This window comes from Halegenticoccus tardaugens (assembly GCF_004116405.1).
Taxonomy (GTDB): Archaea; Halobacteriota; Halobacteria; order Halobacteriales; family Haloferacaceae; genus Halegenticoccus; species Halegenticoccus tardaugens.
In genome coordinates, this window is the sequence record NZ_SDIC01000001.1 from 565,933 (window position 1) to 587,865 (window position 21,933).

Annotated in this window: 25 protein-coding genes and 1 tRNA gene; 7 read left to right on the plus strand and 19 right to left on the minus strand. The window is 65.1% G+C overall.

Going from position 1 to position 21,933, the window contains the following annotated elements:
- Nucleotides 1-25 precede the first annotated feature (25 nt).
- The 6 genes from C3L37_RS03005 to C3L37_RS25255 all read right to left on the minus strand — a co-directional run bounded on the left by C3L37_RS03005 (nt 26) and on the right by C3L37_RS25255 (nt 3,090).
- Nucleotides 26-265 carry a hypothetical protein gene (locus C3L37_RS03005; RefSeq protein ID WP_129113128.1) on the minus strand — a complete coding sequence of 80 codons (240 nt, stop codon included), beginning with the start codon at nt 263-265 and terminating at the stop codon, nt 26-28.
- Nucleotides 262-618 (minus strand): DUF7344 domain-containing protein, encoded by a 357-nt coding sequence (locus C3L37_RS03010; RefSeq protein ID WP_129113129.1) that lies wholly within the window; start codon nt 616-618, stop codon nt 262-264. The genes C3L37_RS03005 and C3L37_RS03010 overlap by 4 nt, the downstream gene beginning before the upstream one ends.
- A 649-nt stretch (nt 619-1,267) precedes the next feature.
- Nucleotides 1,268-2,239, minus strand: a complete 972-nt coding sequence (locus C3L37_RS03015) for an alpha/beta fold hydrolase (RefSeq protein ID WP_129113130.1) — start codon at nt 2,237-2,239, stop codon at nt 1,268-1,270.
- Nucleotide 2,240: 1 nt separating this feature from the next.
- Nucleotides 2,241-2,669, minus strand: a complete 429-nt coding sequence (locus C3L37_RS03020) for a hypothetical protein (protein ID WP_129113131.1) — start codon at nt 2,667-2,669, stop codon at nt 2,241-2,243.
- A gap of 122 nt (nt 2,670-2,791) precedes the next feature.
- Nucleotides 2,792-2,968: a hypothetical protein gene (locus tag C3L37_RS24105; protein WP_164974641.1), complete on the minus strand. Its 177-nt coding sequence runs from the start codon at nt 2,966-2,968 to the stop codon at nt 2,792-2,794.
- Nucleotides 2,968-3,090 (minus strand): hypothetical protein, encoded by a 123-nt coding sequence (locus C3L37_RS25255; RefSeq protein WP_267195299.1) that lies wholly within the window; start codon nt 3,088-3,090, stop codon nt 2,968-2,970. The genes C3L37_RS24105 and C3L37_RS25255 overlap by 1 nt, the downstream gene beginning before the upstream one ends.
- Nucleotides 3,091-3,393: 303 nt before the next feature.
- Here C3L37_RS25255 and C3L37_RS03025 point away from each other — a divergent pair, with 303 nt between their 5' ends.
- Complete coding sequence (locus tag C3L37_RS03025) at nt 3,394-3,729, plus strand: hypothetical protein (RefSeq protein WP_129113132.1); 336 nt, start codon at nt 3,394-3,396, stop codon at nt 3,727-3,729.
- Nucleotides 3,730-3,948: 219 nt separating this feature from the next.
- Here the strand turns inward: C3L37_RS03025 and C3L37_RS03030 are convergent, their stop codons facing one another.
- Nucleotides 3,949-4,734 carry a TrmB family transcriptional regulator gene (locus C3L37_RS03030; RefSeq protein WP_129113133.1) on the minus strand — a complete coding sequence of 262 codons (786 nt, stop codon included), beginning with the start codon at nt 4,732-4,734 and terminating at the stop codon, nt 3,949-3,951.
- 1,018 nt (nt 4,735-5,752) lie between these two features.
- Here C3L37_RS03030 and C3L37_RS03035 point away from each other — a divergent pair.
- Nucleotides 5,753-6,628: a lamin tail domain-containing protein gene (locus C3L37_RS03035; protein WP_228546091.1), complete on the plus strand. Its 876-nt coding sequence runs from the start codon at nt 5,753-5,755 to the stop codon at nt 6,626-6,628.
- Between the two features lie 136 nt (nt 6,629-6,764).
- On the opposite strand, the gene C3L37_RS03040 is transcribed toward C3L37_RS03035, so the two are convergent.
- From C3L37_RS03040 to C3L37_RS03055, 4 genes are all read right to left on the minus strand, one after another.
- Entirely contained in the window at nt 6,765-8,000 is a 1,236-nt protein-coding gene (locus C3L37_RS03040) for an RNA-guided endonuclease InsQ/TnpB family protein (protein WP_129113135.1), read from the minus strand.
- A gap of 3 nt (nt 8,001-8,003) precedes the next feature.
- The gene (locus C3L37_RS03045; protein WP_129113136.1) at nt 8,004-8,150 is read right to left on the minus strand and encodes a DUF2080 family transposase-associated protein; all 147 of its coding nucleotides are present in this window, start codon (nt 8,148-8,150) and stop codon (nt 8,004-8,006) included.
- Between the two features lie 463 nt (nt 8,151-8,613).
- A tRNA-Ile gene (locus C3L37_RS03050) sits at nt 8,614-8,687 on the minus strand.
- A gap of 211 nt (nt 8,688-8,898) precedes the next feature.
- Complete coding sequence (locus C3L37_RS03055; RefSeq protein ID WP_129113137.1) at nt 8,899-9,387, minus strand: FxsA family protein; 489 nt, start codon at nt 9,385-9,387, stop codon at nt 8,899-8,901.
- Between the two features lie 124 nt (nt 9,388-9,511).
- On the opposite strand from C3L37_RS03055, the gene C3L37_RS03060 reads away from it, so the two are divergent.
- Together C3L37_RS03060 and C3L37_RS03065 are read left to right on the plus strand one after the other, a co-directional pair.
- Nucleotides 9,512-11,146, plus strand: a complete 1,635-nt coding sequence (locus tag C3L37_RS03060) for a DUF255 domain-containing protein (RefSeq protein WP_129113138.1) — start codon at nt 9,512-9,514, stop codon at nt 11,144-11,146.
- A 133-nt stretch (nt 11,147-11,279) separates the two neighbouring features.
- A complete protein-coding gene (locus tag C3L37_RS03065; RefSeq protein WP_129113139.1) occupies nt 11,280-12,083 on the plus strand; it encodes a TrmB family transcriptional regulator in 804 nt (267 codons plus the stop codon).
- A gap of 164 nt (nt 12,084-12,247) precedes the next feature.
- Here C3L37_RS03065 and mptA read toward each other — a convergent pair whose 3' ends face one another.
- The 7 genes from mptA to C3L37_RS03100 all read right to left on the minus strand — a co-directional run bounded on the left by mptA (nt 12,248) and on the right by C3L37_RS03100 (nt 18,565).
- Nucleotides 12,248-13,180 carry a GTP cyclohydrolase MptA gene (gene mptA, locus C3L37_RS03070; protein ID WP_129113140.1) on the minus strand — a complete coding sequence of 311 codons (933 nt, stop codon included), beginning with the start codon at nt 13,178-13,180 and terminating at the stop codon, nt 12,248-12,250.
- A gap of 98 nt (nt 13,181-13,278) precedes the next feature.
- Complete coding sequence (locus C3L37_RS03075; protein WP_394345772.1) at nt 13,279-13,671, minus strand: DUF7124 domain-containing protein; 393 nt, start codon at nt 13,669-13,671, stop codon at nt 13,279-13,281.
- A gap of 89 nt (nt 13,672-13,760) precedes the next feature.
- Nucleotides 13,761-13,982, minus strand: a complete 222-nt coding sequence (locus C3L37_RS03080; RefSeq protein ID WP_129113142.1) for a hypothetical protein — start codon at nt 13,980-13,982, stop codon at nt 13,761-13,763.
- Between the two features lie 64 nt (nt 13,983-14,046).
- The gene (locus C3L37_RS03085) at nt 14,047-15,576 is read right to left on the minus strand and encodes an HTTM domain-containing protein (RefSeq protein WP_129113143.1); all 1,530 of its coding nucleotides are present in this window, start codon (nt 15,574-15,576) and stop codon (nt 14,047-14,049) included.
- A gap of 58 nt (nt 15,577-15,634) precedes the next feature.
- Nucleotides 15,635-15,934 carry a hypothetical protein gene (locus C3L37_RS03090; RefSeq protein ID WP_129113144.1) on the minus strand — a complete coding sequence of 100 codons (300 nt, stop codon included), beginning with the start codon at nt 15,932-15,934 and terminating at the stop codon, nt 15,635-15,637.
- Nucleotides 15,935-16,005: 71 nt separating this feature from the next.
- On the minus strand, nt 16,006-17,139 hold the full coding sequence (locus C3L37_RS03095) for a hypothetical protein (protein ID WP_129113145.1): 1,134 nt from the start codon (nt 17,137-17,139) through the stop codon (nt 16,006-16,008).
- A 187-nt stretch (nt 17,140-17,326) separates the two neighbouring features.
- On the minus strand, nt 17,327-18,565 hold the full coding sequence (locus tag C3L37_RS03100; RefSeq protein WP_129113146.1) for an NAD(P)/FAD-dependent oxidoreductase: 1,239 nt from the start codon (nt 18,563-18,565) through the stop codon (nt 17,327-17,329).
- 127 nt (nt 18,566-18,692) lie between these two features.
- On the opposite strand from C3L37_RS03100, the gene C3L37_RS03105 reads away from it, so the two are divergent.
- The gene (locus C3L37_RS03105) at nt 18,693-19,298 is read left to right on the plus strand and encodes a DUF6149 family protein (RefSeq protein ID WP_129113147.1); all 606 of its coding nucleotides are present in this window, start codon (nt 18,693-18,695) and stop codon (nt 19,296-19,298) included.
- Between the two features lie 18 nt (nt 19,299-19,316).
- Here C3L37_RS03105 and C3L37_RS03110 read toward each other — a convergent pair whose 3' ends face one another.
- The gene (locus C3L37_RS03110; RefSeq protein WP_129113148.1) at nt 19,317-20,633 is read right to left on the minus strand and encodes an NAD(P)/FAD-dependent oxidoreductase; all 1,317 of its coding nucleotides are present in this window, start codon (nt 20,631-20,633) and stop codon (nt 19,317-19,319) included.
- Between the two features lie 147 nt (nt 20,634-20,780).
- On the opposite strand from C3L37_RS03110, the gene C3L37_RS03115 reads away from it, so the two are divergent.
- A complete protein-coding gene (locus C3L37_RS03115) occupies nt 20,781-21,029 on the plus strand; it encodes a hypothetical protein (protein WP_129113149.1) in 249 nt (82 codons plus the stop codon).
- Between the two features lie 228 nt (nt 21,030-21,257).
- On the plus strand, nt 21,258-21,791 hold the full coding sequence (locus tag C3L37_RS03120; protein ID WP_129113150.1) for a DUF5815 family protein: 534 nt from the start codon (nt 21,258-21,260) through the stop codon (nt 21,789-21,791).
- Nucleotides 21,792-21,933: the final 142 nt, after the last annotated feature.

A 21,933-nucleotide genomic window follows, 5' to 3' on the forward strand; every position in this document is an offset into this window, starting at 1 on the left:
AGACGATCGGCTGACGGACGGCGTCTCACGGGGATGCACCGCGCTCTGCGGTGACGTCGGCGTCGGTTTCTATCTGCGTGCCGCCACACTCGGCGCAGGTGTAACGCTGCCGATCGAAGGCCGATCCGCAGACGCGACAGAACCACGCGTTCGACCGACGAGCGCGAGCGGACCGCGCGTCGCCGCTCGAACGGGGCGAGGGCGAGCGGAGGGCGTCGACCAGCCCGTTCGCCGCCGCACGGAGCCGGGGGAGCCGGCGCGTCACGTCGGGCTCCTCTCGACGGCGACGGCCCGGCTCGCGACGGCGAGCACGTCGGCGACCCGCGTCCGCTGGTGGGTGATCTGCCGTCGCTCCGAGTCGTAGACGATCACCCCGATGTCCGCGAGCTTCGGCAGGTGAACGTGGTGGAGGGACCGCGCGATCTGTCGGCGGTTCGCGTCCGATTCGTCCGTCGCCTCGAGCCACTGGACCCGGTCGACGATCGTCTCGAAGTCGACCGGATCGTCCGAGAGATCCGAGAGCGCTTCGAGGACGCTCCGCCGCCGCGGATGGGCGAGCGCGTTTATCATCGTGTCCACGCGCTTTCCGTTCCGCGGTCGTTGTTTGTTCGTCACCATCGCGGCTATGTCATAGCCACAGTAATAAGAGCCACCACGACCGTTACTCACCGTTTGTCACCGTTTCGGCCCGGTTCGCTCGCGTTTCAGCTTCTCGACGTTCAGAGAGCGGCATTCGAGGCGCCGATTTCGGCGGATTGTCCCGTCTACGAACGGTCTGAACGGAGAAAACGATCTAGAATCGATCATTATCACTTCACCTATCACGGCGCACCCACGATCGATGCGTCGCAGTGGTCATCGATCAGGTACGTCGACGCTCGCGCGTCTCGACCATCCGGTTCTCGTCACCCCGACGAGGACGTACCGCTCGGCGGTGCGCTGTACTGATCGTCGGCGTACCGATCCGACCCGTCGAAATTATCGACTATCAGGCATACGTGAGGTTTTTGTTCTTAGACTCCTACGTCGGATCTAAGCAGGGTGTGTACACGATATGAAGGACGAAACCGATCCGGCGGACGTCGCGTGGCAACTGTACCTCGACCGCGGAGTCATCCTCCCGGGCTACGCGGGCGAGATCGTCGAGCGGCGGAGCGCGTTGCGCTCCTAACGAAACCGCGTCACGTCTTTTCGGTGCACGGGACGGGCGGCGACGGCCGGCTGACGCCCACGGTCGCTCGCTTCGATCGTCGCTCGCCTTCCGTCGTCACTCGTCTTCGACCCGGCGTTCACGAGCCGGCGCGGACGGATGAAGCTCGATTCCGACGTCCGCGGGCGTGATAACGTCGGGCAACGCGTCGTCTCGGTCGCCGACGACGTCGTCGAGGATCTCGCGGAGGTAGGCGTCGAACAGTTCGGGATTTTCGCTCATCGGGAAGTGACCGATCTTCGCCATCTCGACGGCGACGGCACCGTCGCCGATCCCCTCCGCGGTTTCTCGCCCGTCGTCGGGCGTCGTCAGGTAGTCGTACTCGCCGTTGACGACGTAGACGGGACACCGCTCCGCGTCGATCCGATCGAGTTCGCCCCGGTAGTCGTGATCGACCGAGTAGTAGTACAGATCCCCCTTGAACACGCCGGTCGCGCCCTGTTCGTAGAGGTACATCGTCTCCCGACGCGCCGGTTCGGGGCTCTGCGGAGCCATGAGCCCCCAGCACGAGTACGCGTTCACCTCCGTGGTGTTGACGCGGGGATGGTCGAGCCAGTCGATGTAGAAACCGGGACTGTGGGCGGCACACTCCAGACCGATCAGCGCGCGGAAGCGATCCGGGTACCAATCCGCGAGTTCGAGGACGACGTTACCGCCCATGCTCGACCCCATGTAGATCGGATCGTCGAGCTCCAGCGCGTCGACGATGCCGACGATCGTCTCCACGAATCGATCCGCCGTGAGCGTGTAGTCCTCCTCCCACCACGCCTGGGTCGTCGGCGGGACGGACTTGCCGTGAAACGGCAGGTCGTACGCGATGACGCGGAACCGATCCGTGATTCCCTCGTCGGCCAGCAGGTGACGCCACTCTTGGCAGTTGTTTCCCGCCGTGTGCTGACAGAGCAACGGGACCCCGTCCTCCGGTCCGTTCTCCTCGAAGTACACCCGGTGGTCCACGCCGCCGACCTCGACGTGCACGTACCGCCCCGTGATCTCCTCTATCGTCCCGTGTTCGGCTCCGGCGCTCACCTCATCCACCCCCTCCGTTGTGCGCGACGCGCATCAGATCCAGCGCCCGCTGGAACGGTCGCAGGTTCTGGAAGATCTTCTCGTTGTCCCCCGTGAGCCGGAGATGACCGTCCTCGCCGCGGACCGCGGTTCGATAGTGAGAGGCGACGATCTCGTGGTTGAACGGCGGCGGCATCTCCCGAACGAACTCGTTCCACGCCTCGCGCGATCCCTCGATGCCGAACGCCCACCGGTGGTTCAGCCCCGGATTCGGAATCACGTCGCGAACCCGTCCGCCGTCCATCCGGATCAGGAACCGCTCGTCGCCGATCTCCACGTAGAAGTCCTCGTCGAACTTGTCGTGACCACGAACCCGCATCTCCGGGTCGTCGTTGACGGTTTCCTTGTAACGCTCCCACCACTCGTGACTCGCCAGCTCCGTGTCGTTCATTCGACAACACCCGCCGGGTAGCACGGCGACCGCGATAATCAATCACAGCCCACGCGAGTTTGAATGTCGCGTCCGACGACTGCGCGCGGCGCGCGCGCCGGCCGTTCAAACCGCCGACGGCACTACCGTCGGACCGGAACCGGTTGTCCGGCGGAAATGAACGGCTCCGACGATCCGCGAGCGGAAAAGGACAGCCGTCCGTTCTCGTCGCACCACACGCCCCAGACCGGCACCGCGGGGATCTCGTAATCCTCTGGGGTTCGGTAGCGACACGCCAGCGTCCACTCGCGAGCGAGCATTACCACGCCTCCGCCGGCGTCCGCTTCCGTGCGTCTGCTCCGTCGGCGACGCCCCACCGGGCGGGCGTCGTCACGAAATCCGCGCTTCCGGTCGCCGACGAACGTCGATGTCGCGACTGCATACGTCTGTTTTAGGTGAACCTAAAAACTAAATACGCGTCGATTCACGACGGTCGACGCGAACCCAACTTCGAAGGAGGCCCGGACGAACTCGGCGACACACCCACCCTGACAATGTTCGTTCCGAGCAAAAGAGCGGGGAAATAACACGAAATATATATGTACGCTCGCCAGACAAGAACGCGAAATGGCGAGCGTATCGACCGCTCGGGGGGACGGTGTGCGGGGCAAAGCCTTCTCGGTGGCGCGGCGCGGCGAGAACGAAGGGACGAAGGCGACACGATCGACCGAGCGGGAGGGAGCCCGTGGGTCGTAAGGACGATCGCGCCGTTCTCCGCGGTCGCGTCGCGTCGCTCCGCGATCGGGTCGCGACGGCGCTGTCTCACCCCCGGCGCGGAGACGACCGCTCCGTGGATGATCGCTCCACGGGCGACGAGTCGTCCGACCGCGCCGATTCCGAAGAAGACGGAAAGCGGTCCCGCCACGCCGAACTGCTCGTGAACGACGAGATGCGGGCGATCGCCCGCCGGCTCTTCGAGGCGTCGAACGCCGACGACCTCCGGTTTTCGGTGACTACGGACTCCGAGGGGCACGGCTACGCGCGCGTCGAGTTGGTCTACGACGCGGAGGCCGATCGGTGACCCGGGGAAACCAGCCGTTCACTCCCGGACGCTGTACCCATTCCGTGACCGTCGGCGATTCGAATCCGGCGGCGCCGATCGTCGGCGATGCGCGCTGTCGAACGACGTCTCCTTCCCGTGCGTGGTAGTATCGGGAACTCGAAAGCGGGAACTCGACGAAGATCTCCTTCGGGTCCGTCCCGACTCTGGCTCGGATCCCTCTCACTCCTTCCGCAACGATCATCTCACGCTCGCCTGCTCGATTTCGTCCCTGAGCATCTCTCGAACGAAGAGCGCGAAGCCGTGATCGACTCCGCTACTCCACATCGCGGTCTCCTCCGGATAGCCGGGGAACGTTTCGTCCCAGACTGCGCTGACCAGTATGCCTTCTCGATCCGTCATGACGAGACGTCCGAGCGCTTGTTGCTCTGCGGTATCGTCCAGTTTGGCGAGCATAGCCGAGTCGAACAGCACCGCGTCGGGGATTTCTTCCCGCATCCGACGCTCGATCGTCTCGCTTTCGGTGCTGACGAGGACCGAAACGCCCCGTTCGAGGGCGTCCCGAAGTTGATGCAGCACGTCTTCGTCGAAGACGCTCTCGTGAACCAGTATCAGCACGATTTCATCCTCCGCCTGTTCTATCAACGAGAGCGTTTGCTCGGTTACCCCATTGTAGTTTTCGAGCGCCCACACGCCGCGTTCGACCTCCTTGTAAACCGGCTCGATCTCGCGGAGCGACCGCTCGACCGCGTCGAAATACGAATCGTACTCGTTGCGGAGGATGCGAAGCGCGGTGTCGACGCTCACCGCCTGGAACACCTTGGGCTCCGCCCGTTGGACCTGAACCAGCCCCTTTCGAGCGAGGCGATCGAGAGCGCCGTACATGCGCGACCGGGGGACGTTCGTCACGTTGCTCACGTCTCTGGCGGTGCCCTGCGGGAAGTGAGCGAGCGCGACGAAACACTTCGCCTCGTACTCGGTCAATCCCAGCCTCTGGAGCGCGGTGGTCGCCTCGTTCCCGTTCATACCGTGTAAACTGCTTCGAGACGGTTAGGATGACCGGCCCCGTGCGGCCGTGGCGACCACACACCCGTTTCAGCGGCGCGCTCGATGAAAATGCGCGGTCTCCACTTCAGCCAAATTTGATAACAGGAGTTATGCTACCTCTGGAGAGCGATCGGTCAAGTGAGCTCCCTGGCCAAGAAGGTAACTGATAGTCTCGACGAGAGATGTGACGGCGAGGGTCATTGGGAGTGCTTCAATGAATCCAAGGGGGCCGGTCATCCCAACCGGACAGAGTAAACAAAAGATACGGAGGGGTATCGCGGAGGTTCGGGGAGAAATTGTGTACTGCGGTACAGGGCGGTACAACCTCGCCGTTTACGGCGGAGATACAGCGCCCGTCGTCGGTCACTTTCACTGTGTGTCGAGGGGTCACATTCCACCGGTTCGCTTGGGTGAATGTGCGTGGAAAACTGGCAGTCCACTCGGTGTTTGCTTCATCAAAACGTAAGTAAACTGTCATTAACCGATCAGGTGACTCGAAGCCCTTCGCGGGTACGAGTAACGGCTTCGTGGCAGCGTCAGTGGTCGACAGTCCACCAACCGTAGATTCCCGACCATCCGAATCGACGGGAGTACCATAGGAACTTCGGGAAGCATCACCCTTTCGCACGGCGAGGATGTCACATCCCGCGCGGCCTTGATAGCCCCTTTATCCGGACCAAGATGGGGACAACTCGAACGAGACACTCGCGGTCAGACATTGTGAAAGAGTAGCACTGCGTGTCGACGATGGGCCTGTCAAGCACTATGGAAAGTATGGGTGTGAGTTCAACCAGCGGCTTATCGAGAGAGCCGAAAACAGGAGACTAGAACGTTCCAAACCTTGCAGGAGGGTATCTTTCTGCACGCAAAAGTATCGGAATATACATATGTAACATGTTGATACTCAGTGTTTTAATACCTGAAATAACATAAAAAGAACTAATATCCAGTTGGGGATCCTGATAGTCGTAGTATGCAGAGTAACCGTAGACGTTTCATGATCGGTGCAGGGGCAGCAGCACTAGGTATCGCGGGTCTCGGTGCGGGCAGTACGGTAATCGCATCGGATCACTCAGGGCTCGCCTTTGCAGAAGTGAACGCAGAAGATGAGTATGTCGTAATCGAGAACACGGGCGACGAGGGTTTCGACCTCTCGGGATACTGGATGGAATTCGAGCATGGACAGAACGTCAGCCAAGCACGAGAGTTCCCGGATGGGGCGGTCGTTGAGGCCGGCGAAACACTAACCGTGGCGTCGGGCGCAGAAGACGTTGATGACGCGGACGTGACGTTCGATTACGACAGAGGCGTCATCAACAACGACGGGAGTGATACGATGGCGATTCTCGAACCCGACGAGGAGACGGTCGTCGTGACGAGCGACGAATCCACGTCAGACGAGAGCGGTGAAGGTGACGACGGTGAAAGCGGTGATGAAGAAACGGACGATCGGAACGTTGAGGAAGAGAACACGATCACTATCACCGTCGTTGACGAAGAGACGGGTGATCCGATCGAAGGGGCGGAGGTAACTGGTGTCATCCACCTTCCCGGCCCCGCAGAGGACTACTTCGAGATCGAGACGAACAGCGAGGGGGTCGCTGAAACCACGTCTCCTGCCGTCTATCACGAGATCGAAGTCAGTGCAGATGGATACTACGACGGCAACGCGACTGCCGACCTCGAAGAAGGCGACAAGTCGGTCACCGTCGAACTTCAGCCTGAAAGTGACGACGGCGACGACGAAGAGTCAGACGAAACCGACAGTTCGGACGAGACGGACGACACGGGCTCTGAAGGGTCTGGAGACGGTGACGAGACTGACGAAGACGACGGAACAGAGGAAGAAAACGCGGCTGACGAGGACTGCTAAACCGATTATCTAACCATATATTTTGTAGGTCAGCCGCCATTACCAACTGACCCCTGTGACTCGTATTCGATGAGAAGGTCTGGCGCGTCGAGTTTGAGACGAGCTGGTCCGTCGGAGCAGAGTGAACTACCCCGGCCTACTCGCTCACGGCTGACGCCGTTCGCTCCGTGAGGCCGGGGCTTCCTGCTTCCACGACGCGCTTTGCAGGAACCGACTCGGTTCCCGGAGGGAGCGCAGTCTCCACAGGCATTGAATCGGAGTGAACCACTCCTACGTGATCGAGGCCGCGAGAAAGAATGTTCAGCGCCGCGTTCGCGTCTCTGTCCGCTTCGAACCCGCATGAAGGGCACGAGTGCTCGCGGACCCACAGCGGTTTATCGGTCGAAACACCGCATTGTGAACACTCTTTGGTCGTCCCTCGCGGATCGACCGCGACGAAGTGCGTCCCTTCGCGGTCGCACTTGTATTTGAGCATCCGCAGGAACGTTCCCCACGACGCCGACGCGCGGTTACGACTGTTCGACGGGAGTTCCATTAGCCCCTTCGCGTCGAGATCTTCGACGGCTACGAGGTCGTATTCTCGCGCGTAGTATGCAGACAGTCGGTGAAGGAAGTCGCGGCGCTTCCGTTTCAGGTCGGCGTGGCGTTGGGCGACTACCCGCTGTTGGGTGCGGTAGTTCGCGGAGCCGTGCTGTTTCCGGGAGAGTTTTCGTTGTGCGCGTTCCAACCGCTCGCGTTCCTCGGAGAGATCGAGCGACCCGACCGAGAACCCGTCCGAGTCGTGGGTGTACGAGAGAATCCCTACGTCGATACCGACGCACCGTTTGGGATTCTCGGGTTTCGGTGGCGCGTCGTTTTTGGTTTCGATACCGAGGACGGCGAACCACTCGCCCGTGGGTTCTCGTTTGACCGTGACTTGTTTGACCGCCGAGTCGTCGGGTATCTCGCGGTGGAGTCGGATCGGTATCTCGCCGATCTTGCTCAACCACAACTGGGGCCAACCGCTCGTATTCTTGAGCTTGAAGCCGGTCTGATTGTAGGTGAGCGAACGGTAGTCCCGAGGACGCTTCCACTTCAACATCCCAACAGCGCGTCCGTTCTCTTTCTGTGCTTTGAGCGTCGAAAGGTTATCGTAGACGCGCTTGACAACCATCTGAAGCACCTTCGAATGAACGTCCTTCAGGCCGTTCCACCACTTCTTGAGGTCGGGGAGTTGGCCCTGAAGGTCGTAGCGGGCCGGGATACCGCCGTCGGATTTGTTGAGTTCGTAGAGGCAGTGGTTGTACAGTTGCCGACACACGTCGATGTGGTGGCGAAGCTCGTTGCGGGTGGCTTCGTCCGGCGTGAGTCGGTACTTGTAGTTGTACTGCATAGACTACTCGTCTGAATCAGGTTCGGAAACGCGGACGACCTTCACGTCGGCTCCTCGCCACCGCTTCGGAACGATGACATGGGCGCTGTTCCCCGACGGTTTCGCGGTGCCATCGAGGACTTCGTGACCGTCGATTTCAAACCGATCCATTACGAGTGTATAGACTATGGATAGACAAAAGTGTATCGGTACGTGGGCCTGTGGGCCGGCTACCGAACACGTTTGAGAACTGTGCGGCGTTGACGAGACGCGCAGCGTCTCGTTCGCACACAAGAGCGAAGCTCTTGTGAACGCTGTATCCCCTCCCTACTCGCGCCTTCGGCGCTCGTTGAGGAAGGGGACTTAGCGCCTCAATTCAGTTAAAACCGTTGGGGGAAATTCTGAGTTTCACCCGATTTTGATAGTCGCTACTCTTGATGAAACTAACTCCTGAGTGGTACTGAATGGCTACGTGAAGCTACATCCTATCTCACTGTAGACATCTTCGGCAATCGAAAATCGACATACAAAGACCCAACCGCCCGTTCGATGACTGGACTGTACTCGTGAACCAGAGTAAGATTTATACGGACACCCCTCACGTCTTGTCAATGACTTCCATTCAGAATGGGAGTGGGCCAACGCGGATTTGAACCGCGGACCTCCCGGTTATCAGCCGAGCGCTCAACCTGACTGAGCTATTGGCCCAGGCGAGCGCATTCAGTTGTTGCGCGCTATTCCGTTTAAGGGTTTCCTTTTAGCGCCTCGCGTCCGTCTTTCGGTTTGAGCGCGTCGCACCCGACCGAGAATCGCGACGGACGCCGCGTTTCGAGACGACGAAATCGGATCGTACGGTAGCGTGGCGGCGCAACCCGCGCCGTTGCGGGTGCAACGCGAATGCGACGCGGGGCGAACGGCCCTATCCGTCGCTCTTCTCGTCGTCGTCGAACCGGTACGACTCCGGGTCCACGTCGTAGGTTTCGTCCTGCGGGAAGCCGGCGGTCCAGACCCCGCCGGTGACGAACCCGTCCATCCGCTTGTCGAGGTACGGGCGGAGGACGAAGCGCTTGAGCGCCTCGCGGATCGGGTACCGCGTCACGGGGACGGCGAGCAGGAAGCCGATGGTGTCGGTCACGAGCCCCGGCGTGAGGAGGAACGCCCCGGCGGCGATGAGCAGCCCGCCGTCCACGAGTTCGTTCGCCGGAACCTCGCCGACGGCGAGCTTGCGCTGCAACCGTCGCAGCGCGCTCCGACCCTCGGCGCGGACGAGTAACATCCCGACGAGCCCGGTCAGCACGACGAGCGCCACGGTGGCCTGCCAGCCGAGCAGGCCGGACACCGGGATGAGCAACAGCGCGTCGGAGAGGGGAATGAGCAACAGGAGTGCGATGATCCACCGCGTGCGCATACCTCGCCCTTCCCGGTGCGGCTGTATAGCCCTTTTCCCTCGCGCGACGGCGGGGGCGGCGCGGTTGGCATCACGCGCGGTGCGCCTCGAAGCGCTTACGCCGCTCGCTCCCCGAGGACGGCGCATGAACGACGACACGCGCGTCGAGTGGCGCGAGTGGGGTCCCGAGGCGTTCGAGGAGGCCCAGCGCACCGACAAGCCGGTCCTGCTGTCGATGTCGGCGACGTGGTGCGCCGACTGCCACGAGATGGACGCCGAGACGTACGCGGAGCCGCGCGTCGCCGCGAACCTCAACGACGGGTTCGTCCCCGTCCGCGTCGACGTGGACCGCCAACCCCGCGTGCGCGAGCGGTACAACATGGGCGGGTTCCCCTCGACGGTGTTCGCGACGCCCGACGGCGACCTCCTCACCGGGGCGACGTACCTCGGCCCCGACGGGATGCGGCAGGTGCTCGAACGCGTCCGGGAGATGTGGGCCGAGAAGGGGGCCGACGCGGGCCGGATCCCTCGCGGCCTCCGGGGGGAGTCGACGCCGCGCGGCGAGGTGACGTCGATCATCGAGGCGCACGTCGCGGGCCAACTGGACGACAAGTTCGACCCCGAGCACGCCGGGTGGGGGTCCGACGCGAAGTTTCCGCTGCCGCGGACCGTCGAGTTCGCGCTCAAGCGCGAGCGCGAGCAGGCGCTCCGAACGTTCGACGCGATCCGGGACCACCTCCTCGACGACGTCGCCGGCGGGTTCTTCCGGTACGCCGGCCGGCGGAACTGGTCCGACGCCCACCACGAGAAGCTCCTCGACGACAACGCCGCCCTCGTCCGCGCCTTCTCGAACGCCTACCTCTACACCGGCGAGGACGCCTACCGACGCCCGGCCGAGCGGACGATCGGCTACCTCGCGGACGACCTCTGGACCGGCGTCGCTTTCGGCGGGAGTCAGGGCCCCGCCGCCGGTCGGGACTACTACGCGCTCGACGCCGAGGGGCGCGCGGAGGAGACCCGCCCCCGGACCGATCTGACGGCGTACGCCGGCGCGAACGCCCTCGCCGCCGAGGCGCTCCTGTGCTACCACGCCTACACCGACGACGACCGCGCTCGCGAGTACGCCGGCCGCGCGCTCGATTACCTCGCCGCCGAACTCGTCGGCTCGGACGGAACAGTCACCCACTACGCGGCGGGCGACGACGAGGGCGAGTCGGGGCTGCTCGAAGACCACGCACGAGTCGCGGCCGCGTTCTGCCGATCGGAACAGGTCCGCGGCGAGGGGCTGGCGGTCGCGCGCGCCGTCGCCGACCGCGCGATCGAGACGCTGTTCGACGAGGGATCGTTTCTGGACGGCCCGACCGCCGGCCCGGGCCTGCTCGACCGCCCGCTCAGACCCATCGACGGAACCGTCGAGATGACCGACGCCCTCGTCGACCTCGCCGCGCTCACGGGCGACGACGCCTACCGCGAGGTTGCCCGCGAGGCCGTGGCGGCGTTCGCCGGGGCGTGGGATCGACTCGGCGTTCAGGTCGCGGGCTACGGCTCCGTCGCGGCCCGCCTCTGCGGCGAACCGCTGGTCGTCGCCGTCGCGACCGAGCCGGGGTCGGACCTGCACCGCGCCGCGCTGCGCGTCGCGGACCACGAGAAGGTCGTCGTCCCGAACGCCGGGAATCGCTTCGATCTCGACCCGAACACGGCGTCCGTCCTCGCCGGCGGCGACCCGGAGCCGGCCCGGACGCCCGACGAACTGATGGCGCGAATCGAACGGCGGTCCTGACCGCCCCTCGACGGCCCCGAACGCTCGCTCGACCACGACCCTCCCTTCCGGCCGAACGACGATCTTGACCTCGCGCGTCCAACGGTGATAAACACCCGTTGCGTTTATCCCATCGGCGTTTCATGTCCACGCCATGGCCAGCCTCCGCGACCTCGGCTTGTCGGAGTACGAGGCCCGTGCGTACCGGGCGTTGCTCCGGAACGCCCCGACAACGGCGAAGGAGTTGTCCCGCGCGAGCGACGTGCCGATGGGGCGGATCTACGACGTGCTCTCGGCCCTCGAACAGTACAATCTCGTCCGGAGTCAGGCGGCGAGCCGGCCGAAAAAGTACGTCGCCGTCGAGCCGGACGCCGCGCTCGACCGGCTGCTCGACGACAAGCGGCGCGAACTGGACGAGAAAGCCGCACAGTACGAGGCGATCGTCGACGAACTCGTCGACGAACTCGACGCCGCGAAGCCGGTCGAGGAGAAGTTCTGGACCGCGGCGGTCGGTCCCGACGAAACCCTCGACCTCCTCCTCGAACGGCTCGCGGCGGCGGACGAGTCCGTCGTCGTGGTCGCCGGCACGTCCTCGGCGCAGTTCGATCTCGGCGAGGTCGGCGAACTCGTCGCCGAAGCGCTGGAGGAGGCGCTCGACCGCGGCGTGACGGTCTCGGTGTTGATGACGCCGGAGTTGGTCGACCGGTTGCCCCGCAGCGTCGGCGAGCGCTACACCGCCCGGCTCGCCGATCACCCGTCGTTCGCGGTGCGGACGACGGACACGGTGTCTGGCGCGTTCAACCTCATCGACGACGCGGAGGTGTGCATCGAGGTGCCGAACCCGCTGCACCCCGGCGAGGCGTTCGCGATGATCGACCTCAAGGACCGGGCGTTCGCCGCGGACGTGCGCGACGTCTTCGATCCGCGGTGGGAGGACGCGGAGCCGCTTTCGTTCTGACCGCGTAGCCTCGTCCGCCCGACGATCACTCGTCCGTGCTGGCTCTGCTACTCGTCCGGGTTCCGCTCGGTGACCCTCACCGGACTACGTACTGGTATATACCGGACACGATGTTTCCGGTGAAACGGGGGTTTCTTCCCCCGATGACGATCGTCGACGAACGCCTACCGGAACAGCTCGAGTTCCGCACGCAACTGCTGTATCGTGACCTCGCGCTCGGCGTGCGCGTTGTGCTGGTGGATGGACTCGTCGTTCGACTGCTTCATGTGGACAACGGCGTCGTCCGGCAGGTGGTCGAACCGATCGACGACGGACTCGGCCATGGAGCGCACGCAGTCTTCGACGAACTTCGCGTTCGCGTGCGCGTGGTAGGTCATGTGGTCCTCGTCGGGCCGCTTCGCGAGGTTGTAGATGCGGGCGCTCATCGAGTCGCGCGCGATGTCGATGACCTCCAGCAGGTCCACGTCGGGCGAACCCTCGCTCGTGATCGTCAGGGTGGCGTGGCCGCGTTGGGAGTGACCCGGCTGCGGCACGGCGTCGAGGAACTCCGTGATGACCTCGTCTTCGACGCCGAGTTCTTCGAGCTCGTCGCGCGCCCGCGCCGTGGACATCCCCTGCGAGCAGGGGCAGACCGTCATGCCCGTCACGCGTGCGCCGATCTCCTCTCTCGTCCCCTCTTCGGTGGCGACGGCGCTGGCGATGATCTTCGAGGTTCCCTGCGTCCCGAGGTCGCTCTCCGGCGTCCGCTCGCGGGTCATGAGCTCCGCCGTCATGCGCACCTCGGCCGTCGAGGTGTAGTCGTGCTTCTCCAGCAGCCGTTCGGCCGCGTCGCCGCAGACATCCTCGACGCGGTATGTCGGCTCGCTCACGGCGGATTCGAGCGTCTCGTCTATGACCTGCATGTTCCGGCTCATGTCCGCGCCCTTGCGGGTCGCGGGGAGGTCGACGAAGACCGAGAAGTCGGCCATGAGAACGATCGGGCGCTTGCCGTCGCGGGCGACCTTGACCAGTTTCTCGACGCCCGTGACGCCGACCTGGCTGAGCCCGACGGTCACGTCGGGGCGGTTTGCCTGTACGTCAGGCAACTGGTGACTCATCGTCGGAGAGGACGGATGCGTGCCGATTAGGGCTTTCGATACCGGGGACTCCTGTTCCGCGGCCGAAAACGAGGGCGGGCGACGGGCGTCCTCGCCGCTCAGGGCCAGTCGTCGCGCCGCTCTCCCTCGAACGGGTCCTCGTCCGCCGTTTCGTCCGCGAGTTCCCATCCGGCGGCTTCCGCGGCGTCCTCGACCGCAAGGAACTCCCACCCCGTCTTCTCGGCTACGGCGGCGTCCTCGTCGGTCGTACCCACGAAGACGTGGCGGTCGGTGTCGAACTGCCGTTCTACGTTTTCTAAGCTCTCTTCGACCCCGCGCGGCCCCGAGAAGAAATCCTGTCGGATCCGCCGCTTTCGCGTGAAGTTCGTCACGACGTAGGTCGGTTTCTCGCTGACGACGCCGACGTACTTGGTCCACTGACGCGCGTCGTTGAACACGGCGTTGGGGTCCGAAAGCGCCTCCAGGGCCGCCAACTCGAACGCGAGCGTCATCGTCCCGCCGGTTTCCATACGCACGATTCCCGCGGCCGGTGGAAAACGCCTTCGGTCCGTGCGGCGGACTTCTCGGCCCACCCGCCGGCTCAGGAGGCGACGACCCGATAGTACCTCGTGAAGACGACGACGTCGTCTTCGCGGAGATCGTCCGGAAGCGGTCCGAGATCACCGGCGATCCCCTCGGTCCGGGCGAGGATGCGATCTTTCGCCGCGTCGCTCAGCTCGTCGAACGAGCGGACTCGCGCCGCCGTCGGAAGGCGCTCGGTCTCCGTCACCGCGATCGACGGCGTCGCCGAATATCGAGACATACGGTATCAATTACCACGATCGTTCATAGCTCTTTGGTCTCCCTCCCGTCCGCGTTCGACGTCCTCAGCGAGGATCCGGCGAGTATCCGCTGGAACACGAGTACCGTCCGAGTTCGACGGGCCGGATCGGGTCCGGCCCGTCGAGTCGAGTGGGTTGCTCGACGTAGTACAGGGTGAGGGCGACCAGCTCGTCGTCGTGGCGGCTGTTCCAGCGGTGACACAGGTGCGCCGCGAGGTGCCGACGAAGCCGCTCGTCGTCGCTTCGCCGGACGGTGACGAGGTACTTTCGCCACCGAGCGTTGGGGTACGTCCGAGCCACGTCGGGCGGTCGGTCGAACGTGACGGACGACCCCCGAAGCGCGTCGATCCGCGTCCCCGATTCGAGTCGCCCCGGCACCACGTACCAGCCGTCCGTCCTCGGCGGGTTCGCGAACATGTTCCACTGACTCTCGTCGGGGGCGACGTTCGCGACCGTGCTCGGGCCCGCCGACGGGTCGACGTACCCGAGCGCCGCGGCGTTCCAGACGAGGACGAGAGTCAGGAACACCGCCGCGAGAGGCGACGCGATCCGATTCCACGATCGGGCAGCCGCCGTCAGCGTTCTCGACGAGGTGGTTACCGGGGAAAGGCCGCCGAACCGGTCGAGGGGGCCGCTCGACTCGCGCACGCGTTGGAGCGCCGTCGTCGCCGCGCTCTCGACGGCGTCCCAGACCTCCTCGGGGAGGAACGCGAGCAGGGCGGCGATCGAAACCAGCGGAAAGAGCCCGAGGCGCATGGTCAAGAGCATCCCGAGGTGCGTCCCGACGAACCCCAGCGCGAACAGCGCTCGCGGGCGACCGACGAGGAGCACCAACAGCGGGGAGCAGACGAGCATCGCGAGCCAGCCCCGCCCGAGGAGGGTGAGCAGTTCGGGGTGTCGCGCGAGTTCGTTCCCGAACCCCACGACGAACTGGTCGAGGCTGAACACGTACAGGATCGCGTCCCCGCGCAGCCAGTCTCCCCCTCGAAGCTTCAACGCGGCGTTGCTGGCGTAGACGAGCACCGCCTGGAGCAAGAGCGCGGCGGACGCCGCGTTCGCTACCCGACGCCGGGGACGTCCGGATCCCCGTCGACGCGCGTCGACCGACCAGCGCTCGCCGAGGGGGAGAAACAGGGCCCAAACGAGGAGCCACGCGAGCAGCGCGTCGCCGCCGTTGAGGACGAACGGGTTACGCGCCTGTAGGGACGCCAGGAGTCCGAGCGAAATCGCCGTCGAGAGCGTCGTCCGGTGGCCGACCAGCAGCGTCGCGGCGAACACGGCGGCGAGCGCGAAGAGCGCGATCTGCGCCCGCGCCGACCCGGCGAGGGCGTGCGGTGACAGCTCGTAGTAGTCCGGGGCGGTGGCGAAGAGCGAAGCGCGCGGGAGAACGCCGGCGTCGGTGTAGAACGCGCCGACGTCGCGCGCGCGGAGGAGCAGATCGGCGAGCAACAGCAGCCCGAGAGAAATGCGGAAGGCGGCGAGCGCCCGCGCGTCGACGCCGAACCGGCGCGCGACCGCGACGCGGGCGCGGGCACCGAGACGTCTCGCGAGCGTCCACGTACTCCATCTCGTCATCGTTCGGGTAATTCGGTAAACGGGTATGTGTGTTCCGTCGTCGACGCGACGTCCGCGGCTACTTCGGGAGCGTGCGGCGGGGGTCCCGGCGCGCGCGGAGAAGGGTCACGAGCCCGGCACCGACGAGCGACGCGCCGATACCGTTGACGACCACGAACACGGGGACCGCGAGGGGGTAGCGGTAGCATCCGTCGTAATACGCTATCGTCCCGGAGCCGGTCAGGTGTACTCCGCCGGGATCGGAGACCGGATCGACGAGACAGCTCCCGCCCACCGGATCGGCGGACGCGGCGTAGAGACAGAGCGCGCCGAGGAACACGGCGAGTACGGCGAGCGTTCGTTTCGACTTCGGCCGCATGCGTTCGGAGAGTCGTCGCGAAGGAAAAGCCGTTCCGAAGGGTCAAACGACGGTTGTACCCTCGTTCGGCCTCAGGAACCGAACTCGATTCCGCCCTCGTTCGCGATACGGTAGCACGCCGGCCCGACGGTCCGTCCGTACACCTCCTCGCCGCACTCTTTGTACAACTTCGAAACCCAGTCCGGTCGCGCGGACGAGAGCGAAACCATCGCGAGTCCGTCTCCGGACTCGCTTCGCGCGTACGTCGGCCCGCCGGAGTCGCCCGCCGCGGTGTTGCAGTCCGTCCTGACCCCGTGTCCGTCGAAGTCGATACAGTCGTCGGAGTACGTCCCTTCGATCGACTCGACGACGCCGGTTTCGGCCCCGGTCGTCGTTCCCATCTTCTCGACGGTCGTCCCGTCGCCGATCATCTCCTGGAGGCGTATCTTCGTGGCGTGGCTCGCGATCCCGCCCGTCCACCGCGCGCCTTTGACGTCGAAGACCAGAGTTCCCTCGTAGTCGCCGACGGGAGCGACGATCGCCCAATCTTCGGCTTGATCGTATCGATGCACCTCGCCGAAGTAGTCGCCGTCCCCGTACTGGTACAGCCCTTCGTCCCAGTTCCCCTCGCAGGGTTCGCCGGTCAGGAACAGGTGGTTCGCGGTGAGCAGATACTCGGTCCCGTCCTTTCTCACCGGGCACCCGGACGTACCGCGCTGGTCGACTGCTCCGTCGTCGTCGCCGTCTCCGTACACGAGGACGCCGCCCCGTACCCGGTCGTAATCGTCGTTGTTGTGGCATCCGCCTCCCGACTCGGTGAGCCGTACCCCGTTGCTCCGCCTCGAAACGGTCCGAATCGCCACGTCCTCGATCGAGGCTGGGATCGAAACCGCCGACGCTTCCCCCTCCGCGACGGCGACCTCTACCTGCGTGACGCCTTTTCCTTCGACGGTTTCGTCGCTGCCGACGATCGCGGAACCGAGAATCGCCTCCGAGGGGAGGAACCGCTCGTTCACGCGAGTGAGCGCCTCCGCAACGCGGCGTTCGTGTTCGTACCAGTCGCGGGGGACCGACTTGGTGACGACGGGGGTCTCCCCCCGCGTTTCGGTCACTATCTCTACCTCGTCCTCCCCGCGCCCGACGGCGACGAACGTGCCGATACTCGCGATCCCCGCCCCGATCGTCTTCAGCGCGCCTCGCCGACCAACCAAATTCCTGACATTCATCGAAAACGATATTACCGTTTGAATATATAAATATTACTACTGTTAGGGTGGGAGGCACGGTGTGCGTTCGGGGGACTCAAACGAGCGAATCGGCCGCTATCGGGACGAATCGATTCGGGAGGAAATCGCCATGCTGCCCATTGGAATCGCGGTGAAGGCGTCGAAGAGAACCGTCCGATCCGCCGGCTTACTGCTCCTGCGCGGGGGCCAGTTCGTCGGGGTCGAACTTCTTCTCGAGGAGGACGTCCTTCTGGTCGGCGACGACCCGCTCGTCGCGCATGAGCTTCTTGTAGGCGCTCTGCGGGGCGAGGTCGCCGATGAGAACGCCGCCGACGATCTTTCCGCCCTTGAACGCCAGCCGACGCCACTCGGTGTCGGAGTACTTCATCTCGCACTCGTCGTCGCCGATCGTCGGGTGGCCGAACGAGAGGAAGGGGAAGTCGAAGTGCGTGATGGAGTACGAAGAGACCCAGCGGAACTCGGCGGATTCGGGGTCGACCATGTTCTTCGCGGCGATGCTACCTTGCTCCTTCGCGCTCCCCCACGAGCCGTTCTGGGCGTACTCGCCGAGGATCGTGTCGTAAAAGCGGGTGAGATCGCCCGCGGCGTAGATGTCGTCGACGTTCGTCTTCATGTACTGGTCGACGACGACGCCGTTGTCGGTCTTGACGCCCGTCCCCTGGAGGATCTCGGTGTTGAAGTTCAGGCCGATGGCGACCCCGGCGAAATCCGCGTCGTAGCGCTCGCCGTTCGGATCGACCGCGCCCGCGACGCGCCCGTCGTCGTCGACCTCGAAGCGGTCCACGCCGCTTTCGAACACCGGCGTCACGTTCCGCTCGCGCAGCGCGTCGTGGATGATCTCCGCGCCCTCCTTCGAGAGCGCGTAGCGCCACCAGGCGTTCCCGCGCATGAGGTAGTGCGCCTCGACGTCCTGCGCGCCGCAGATGGCCGCGAGGTCGATCCCGAGAAGCCCCGCGCCGACGACGACGCCCGTGTCGGCCTTCTCCGCGTCCTCGCGGATCTTGCGCGCGTCCTGGAACGTCCAGAAGTGGTGGATCCCCTCGGCGTCGCTGTTTCGGACCGGCAGTTGCGTCGGCGTTCCGCCCGTCGCGACGAGCAGTTTGTCGTAGTGCAGCGCGTCGCCCGCGTGGGTTTCGATCGTGTGCGCGTCCGGATCGATGTTCGTGACGAGCGTGTTCAGGCGGAGTTCGACGTCGCGCTCGTCGTACCACGACTCGTCGTGGATGGAGATGGGGGCCTCGGGCAGTTTCCCTTTGGCGAATTCTTTGATCAGAATTCGATTATAGAGGGTCTCGCCCTCGTCTGTGATGACGGTGATATCGGCGTCCGGTGCCTCCTCGCGGAGCGTCTCGGCCGCGGAACTCCCCGAGATCCCGTCGCCGATAATCACGAACGACTGGGTCATGTGGACGTGCTTTGCGTTCGGGGTTAATGTCGGTTGCTATCTTCTCCATTTCCCGTCTCGGAGGGGGTTTAAGGAATACGGGGAGTATGCGTGTCCTTCAAGGTCGTCCGACCCGAACGCGGAGCCGATGAAGATCCGCCAGAACGTCCGTCACTTCGCGGCGAAAAAGGCGCTGACGATGCCCGTCGTCGGCGACATCGCGACGCGGAAACTGGTCGACCTCCACGTGAGCGTCTTCGGAAAGAAGGCGGCCGAGGGCCGCCGCGCGGAGCGCGAACCGCACCTGGAGGCGTTCTTCGACTGCACGTTCGACGCGTACGTCGCCGCGCTGGAGGAGGGGTACTCCGAGGCGGAAGCGCGGGAGATCACGCACGTGCAGGCCAACTTCGACTTCTTCAACCACGGGTGGACGGAGATGATGGAGATCCCGAGCGACGAACTCGAAGCCCACTACGAGCGCTACGAGGACTTCTTCCGGCGGCACGGGATCACGATCGCCGACCCGCTCGGCGAGTTTCGCACCCGCGAGATCCCCGACGCGCCCTCGACGCCCGAAAGGCTCGACTCGGCCGAGCACCCGCACGCGGAGGGCGGCTTCGCCGACGACGTGTACGTCGAGGGCGACGACGGCGAGATCCGCGTCGGCGGCGGGGAGGAACCGGGCGACGTCGACGTGCGCGCCGCACCGGGGATGCGTGACGCCGAGGTCGAGGACGACGATCGGTCCGCCTGAGACGCCGCCCGAACCGCCCTACGTCCGCTTTTCGGCGATCCGGTCGGCGCACTCGTAGCCGGCGACGACGCCGCCGTTCAGGCTGCGTTCGGGGTACTGCGCGCGGCTCGCCATGCCGGCGTAGTAGACGCCCTCCGCGACCTCGTCGCCGAGGTCGTACGGGACGACCAGATCGAGGTAGCCGCGCTCGTACACCGGCGCGGCCCGGGGGTTCCTCGCGAGGCGGAAGTCGCGGACAGCGGCGCGGTCGAACGAGGGAAACATCTCGCCGACGTGGTCGAGCCACAGGTCCTCGACCTCCTCGTCGGACCGCTGCCAGAGATCCTCCTCGTAGTCCTGGATGTAACTCGCGATGTAGAGGAGGTGCCGGCCGCCGTACCGCTCCGGCGGCACGAAGTTCGTGTGCTCGATGAGCGCGCCGAAGGGGGCGTCGTGGCCGATGTTCAGCCAGTACGTGTCGGTCAGCGGTCCGTCGAGCGTCGCGACGGCGCAGACCGCCCCCTGAAAGTCGATCTCGCACTCGTAGCCCGTCAGCGATTCCAGCACGTTGGGCATCGCCGCGACGACCGTCGCGCCCGTGCTCCAGGTCGCCTCGCCGTCCTCGGTTTCGACGGTAATCGCCTCCACCGCGCCGTCCGCCGTGGCGAGGTCCGTCACGCGCGCGCCGGTCGTGATGTTCTCCTCGCCGACGGCGTCGACGAGCGCGTCGAGGAGGCGGGCGAACCCGCCCTCGAAGTACCCGAGGATCTCCCCGCGGAGGAGGTCGCGCTCGCCGCGGAACTTGATGCGCCCGAGCAGCCACGCGGCGCTCACGTCGTCCTTCCGCGAGCCGAACTTCGCGTCGAGGAGCGGCTCGAAGAAGTTCTCGTACACGCCGCAGGTCGTGTGCTCGATCAGGAAGTCCTTGATCGGCACGTCCTCGAAGTCTTCGAGGTCGTCGTAGGTGTCGAACCGCGGGAACCCGTTTCGAACGTCGACTTCGAGCGTGAGCATCCCGAGCCGGAACTTGTCGTAGACGCTCATGTGCGGGTACGCGAGGATCTCCCACGGGGTGTCCAGCGGGTGGACCACGCCGTCGACGTAGTAGGCGTTCTCGCCGACGAGCCACTCGACCCGATCGCCGACGCCGAGGTCGTCGGCGAGTTCGACGATCGTCCGTTCCGACTTCGAGAGGTGGTGGTAGAACTTCTCGATGGGGTCGCCCGGCGTCTCGTACACCGCGGCGAGCCCGCCGACCTCGTCGGACGCTTCGAACACCTGCACGTCGTACCCGCGCTGCTGGAGCCGGTAGGCGGCCGCGAGCCCGGCGATGCCGCCGCCGACGACACTGATCATGACTGTCCCTCGGCGGCGTCTATTTATGTCGCTTGTGGGTCCCGCCGCGCCGGAAGAGCTAAAGGTGCGACGCGCCCGACGACCCGTCGTCCGCGCCCGTCGATCCGCCGACCGGTTTTTGCCCCCGTTCGACGTAGGTGTACGCGCATGTCCGACGATTCCGAACTGCACGTCGAGGTGGAGGTCGACGTGGAAGTCGACAGCGAGGAACTGGAGATCGAGGTCGGCGACACCGAAACCGCGGAGGCCGAACTCTCCGTCGACGGCCTGGAGATCGAGATCGAGGTCGAGATCGAACGCACGGGTCCGTCGGGTGACGACGATGAAGAAGAGGAAGAGGAAGAAGGGGACGCCGAAGAAGAAGGGGACGACGAAGAAGAGGACGAAGACGCGTAGACGAGGAGGAGTAACAAGGCGACGGAAGAGCAACGAGACGACGGAGGAGTAGGGGGCGACCGGGTGGCGAGGCGAGACGAGTCGCGGCGCGCGGCCGACGGCGGCGTGTCGACGCGACGAGCGCGCGGTCGGTCGCCGCGTCGACTCGACCGGGCGTCGATCGGGATCGACCCTCTTTCCGTCGGGCGAGAGCGCGACGTTTAAACGACGGAGGGGGCAAAGACGAGTATGGCAGAACCGGGTGTCCCCGGCGGCCGGGGCGAGGAACTCGAACTCCCCTGCGGCGAGACGAAGCGAGTCCGGGAGCTGGACATGGGGATGCGTGAGTTCGACTGCTCCTGCGGCGAGACGCACGCGGTCGTGACGGACGTCCACCCGCCGGACCGCTTTCTCCCCGAGTTCCTCGTGGCCGTCCTGCGCGAGGCGATCGAGACGACGAGCGAGGAGATGCCCGAGTTCGGCACGCCCCACCTCATGGGGATCGTGCTGGAGGAGTTCCCCCAGCAGGTCGCGAGCGCCGACGTGACCGACGACCAGGAACTCGGCTACGCGCTCGTCTGGGTGACGGACTTCGACTCCCGCAGGCTCCACGAGATCATCGTCGAACTCGTCGTCGAGCTGATGGAACACGCGGTCAGCCACGCCGACGACGACGCGGCCGTCACCGAGTTCGAAGCGCAGATGCTGGAGTTCGACGTGCCCGCGTTCGTCGAGCAGTACCGCGCCGAGCGCGACCTCGACCCAGACGGCGTGTACGGCTGACCGCCGACGGCGACCACGGGTTTTCGACGCCGACTCGTCGCCCAGCCGTCGGCACGCCCGCCGACTCCCCGTCCAACGCCCGCTGCGCGCGAGCAGAGCGCCGGACGCCGCGAGGAGGCCGCTCGCCGGGCCGCCGTCCGCG

Excerpts from the sequence above, each read along its gene's own strand:
- C3L37_RS03095 (WP_129113145.1), bottom strand. The coding sequence starts at position 17,139 with ATGAATGTCAGGAATTTGGTTGGTCGGCGAGGCGCGCTGAAGACGATC.
- C3L37_RS03020 (WP_129113131.1), bottom strand. The coding sequence starts at position 2,669 with ATGAACGACACGGAGCTGGCGAGTCACGAGTGGTGGGAGCGTTACAAG.
- C3L37_RS03040 (WP_129113135.1), bottom strand. The coding sequence starts at position 8,000 with ATGCAGTACAACTACAAGTACCGACTCACGCCGGACGAAGCCACCCGC.
- C3L37_RS03115 (WP_129113149.1), top strand. The coding sequence starts at position 20,781 with ATGTCCGACGATTCCGAACTGCACGTCGAGGTGGAGGTCGACGTGGAA.
- C3L37_RS03060 (WP_129113138.1), top strand. The coding sequence starts at position 9,512 with ATGAACGACGACACGCGCGTCGAGTGGCGCGAGTGGGGTCCCGAGGCG.
- C3L37_RS25255 (WP_267195299.1), bottom strand. The coding sequence starts at position 3,090 with ATGCAGTCGCGACATCGACGTTCGTCGGCGACCGGAAGCGCGGATTTC.
- C3L37_RS03120 (WP_129113150.1), top strand. The coding sequence starts at position 21,258 with ATGGCAGAACCGGGTGTCCCCGGCGGCCGGGGCGAGGAACTCGAACTC.
- mptA (WP_129113140.1), bottom strand. The coding sequence starts at position 13,180 with ATGAGTCACCAGTTGCCTGACGTACAGGCAAACCGCCCCGACGTGACC.
- C3L37_RS03035 (WP_228546091.1), top strand. The coding sequence starts at position 5,753 with ATGATCGGTGCAGGGGCAGCAGCACTAGGTATCGCGGGTCTCGGTGCG.
- C3L37_RS24105 (WP_164974641.1), bottom strand. The coding sequence starts at position 2,968 with ATGCTCGCTCGCGAGTGGACGCTGGCGTGTCGCTACCGAACCCCAGAG.
- C3L37_RS03110 (WP_129113148.1), bottom strand. The coding sequence starts at position 20,633 with ATGATCAGTGTCGTCGGCGGCGGCATCGCCGGGCTCGCGGCCGCCTAC.
- C3L37_RS03100 (WP_129113146.1), bottom strand. The coding sequence starts at position 18,565 with ATGACCCAGTCGTTCGTGATTATCGGCGACGGGATCTCGGGGAGTTCC.
- C3L37_RS03090 (WP_129113144.1), bottom strand. The coding sequence starts at position 15,934 with ATGCGGCCGAAGTCGAAACGAACGCTCGCCGTACTCGCCGTGTTCCTC.
- C3L37_RS03045 (WP_129113136.1), bottom strand. The coding sequence starts at position 8,150 with ATGGATCGGTTTGAAATCGACGGTCACGAAGTCCTCGATGGCACCGCG.
- C3L37_RS03075 (WP_394345772.1), bottom strand. The coding sequence starts at position 13,671 with ATGACGCTCGCGTTCGAGTTGGCGGCCCTGGAGGCGCTTTCGGACCCC.
- C3L37_RS03080 (WP_129113142.1), bottom strand. The coding sequence starts at position 13,982 with ATGTCTCGATATTCGGCGACGCCGTCGATCGCGGTGACGGAGACCGAG.
- C3L37_RS03085 (WP_129113143.1), bottom strand. The coding sequence starts at position 15,576 with ATGACGAGATGGAGTACGTGGACGCTCGCGAGACGTCTCGGTGCCCGC.
- C3L37_RS03055 (WP_129113137.1), bottom strand. The coding sequence starts at position 9,387 with ATGCGCACGCGGTGGATCATCGCACTCCTGTTGCTCATTCCCCTCTCC.
- C3L37_RS03065 (WP_129113139.1), top strand. The coding sequence starts at position 11,280 with ATGGCCAGCCTCCGCGACCTCGGCTTGTCGGAGTACGAGGCCCGTGCG.
- C3L37_RS03105 (WP_129113147.1), top strand. The coding sequence starts at position 18,693 with ATGAAGATCCGCCAGAACGTCCGTCACTTCGCGGCGAAAAAGGCGCTG.
- C3L37_RS03010 (WP_129113129.1), bottom strand. The coding sequence starts at position 618 with ATGGTGACGAACAAACAACGACCGCGGAACGGAAAGCGCGTGGACACG.
- C3L37_RS03030 (WP_129113133.1), bottom strand. The coding sequence starts at position 4,734 with ATGAACGGGAACGAGGCGACCACCGCGCTCCAGAGGCTGGGATTGACC.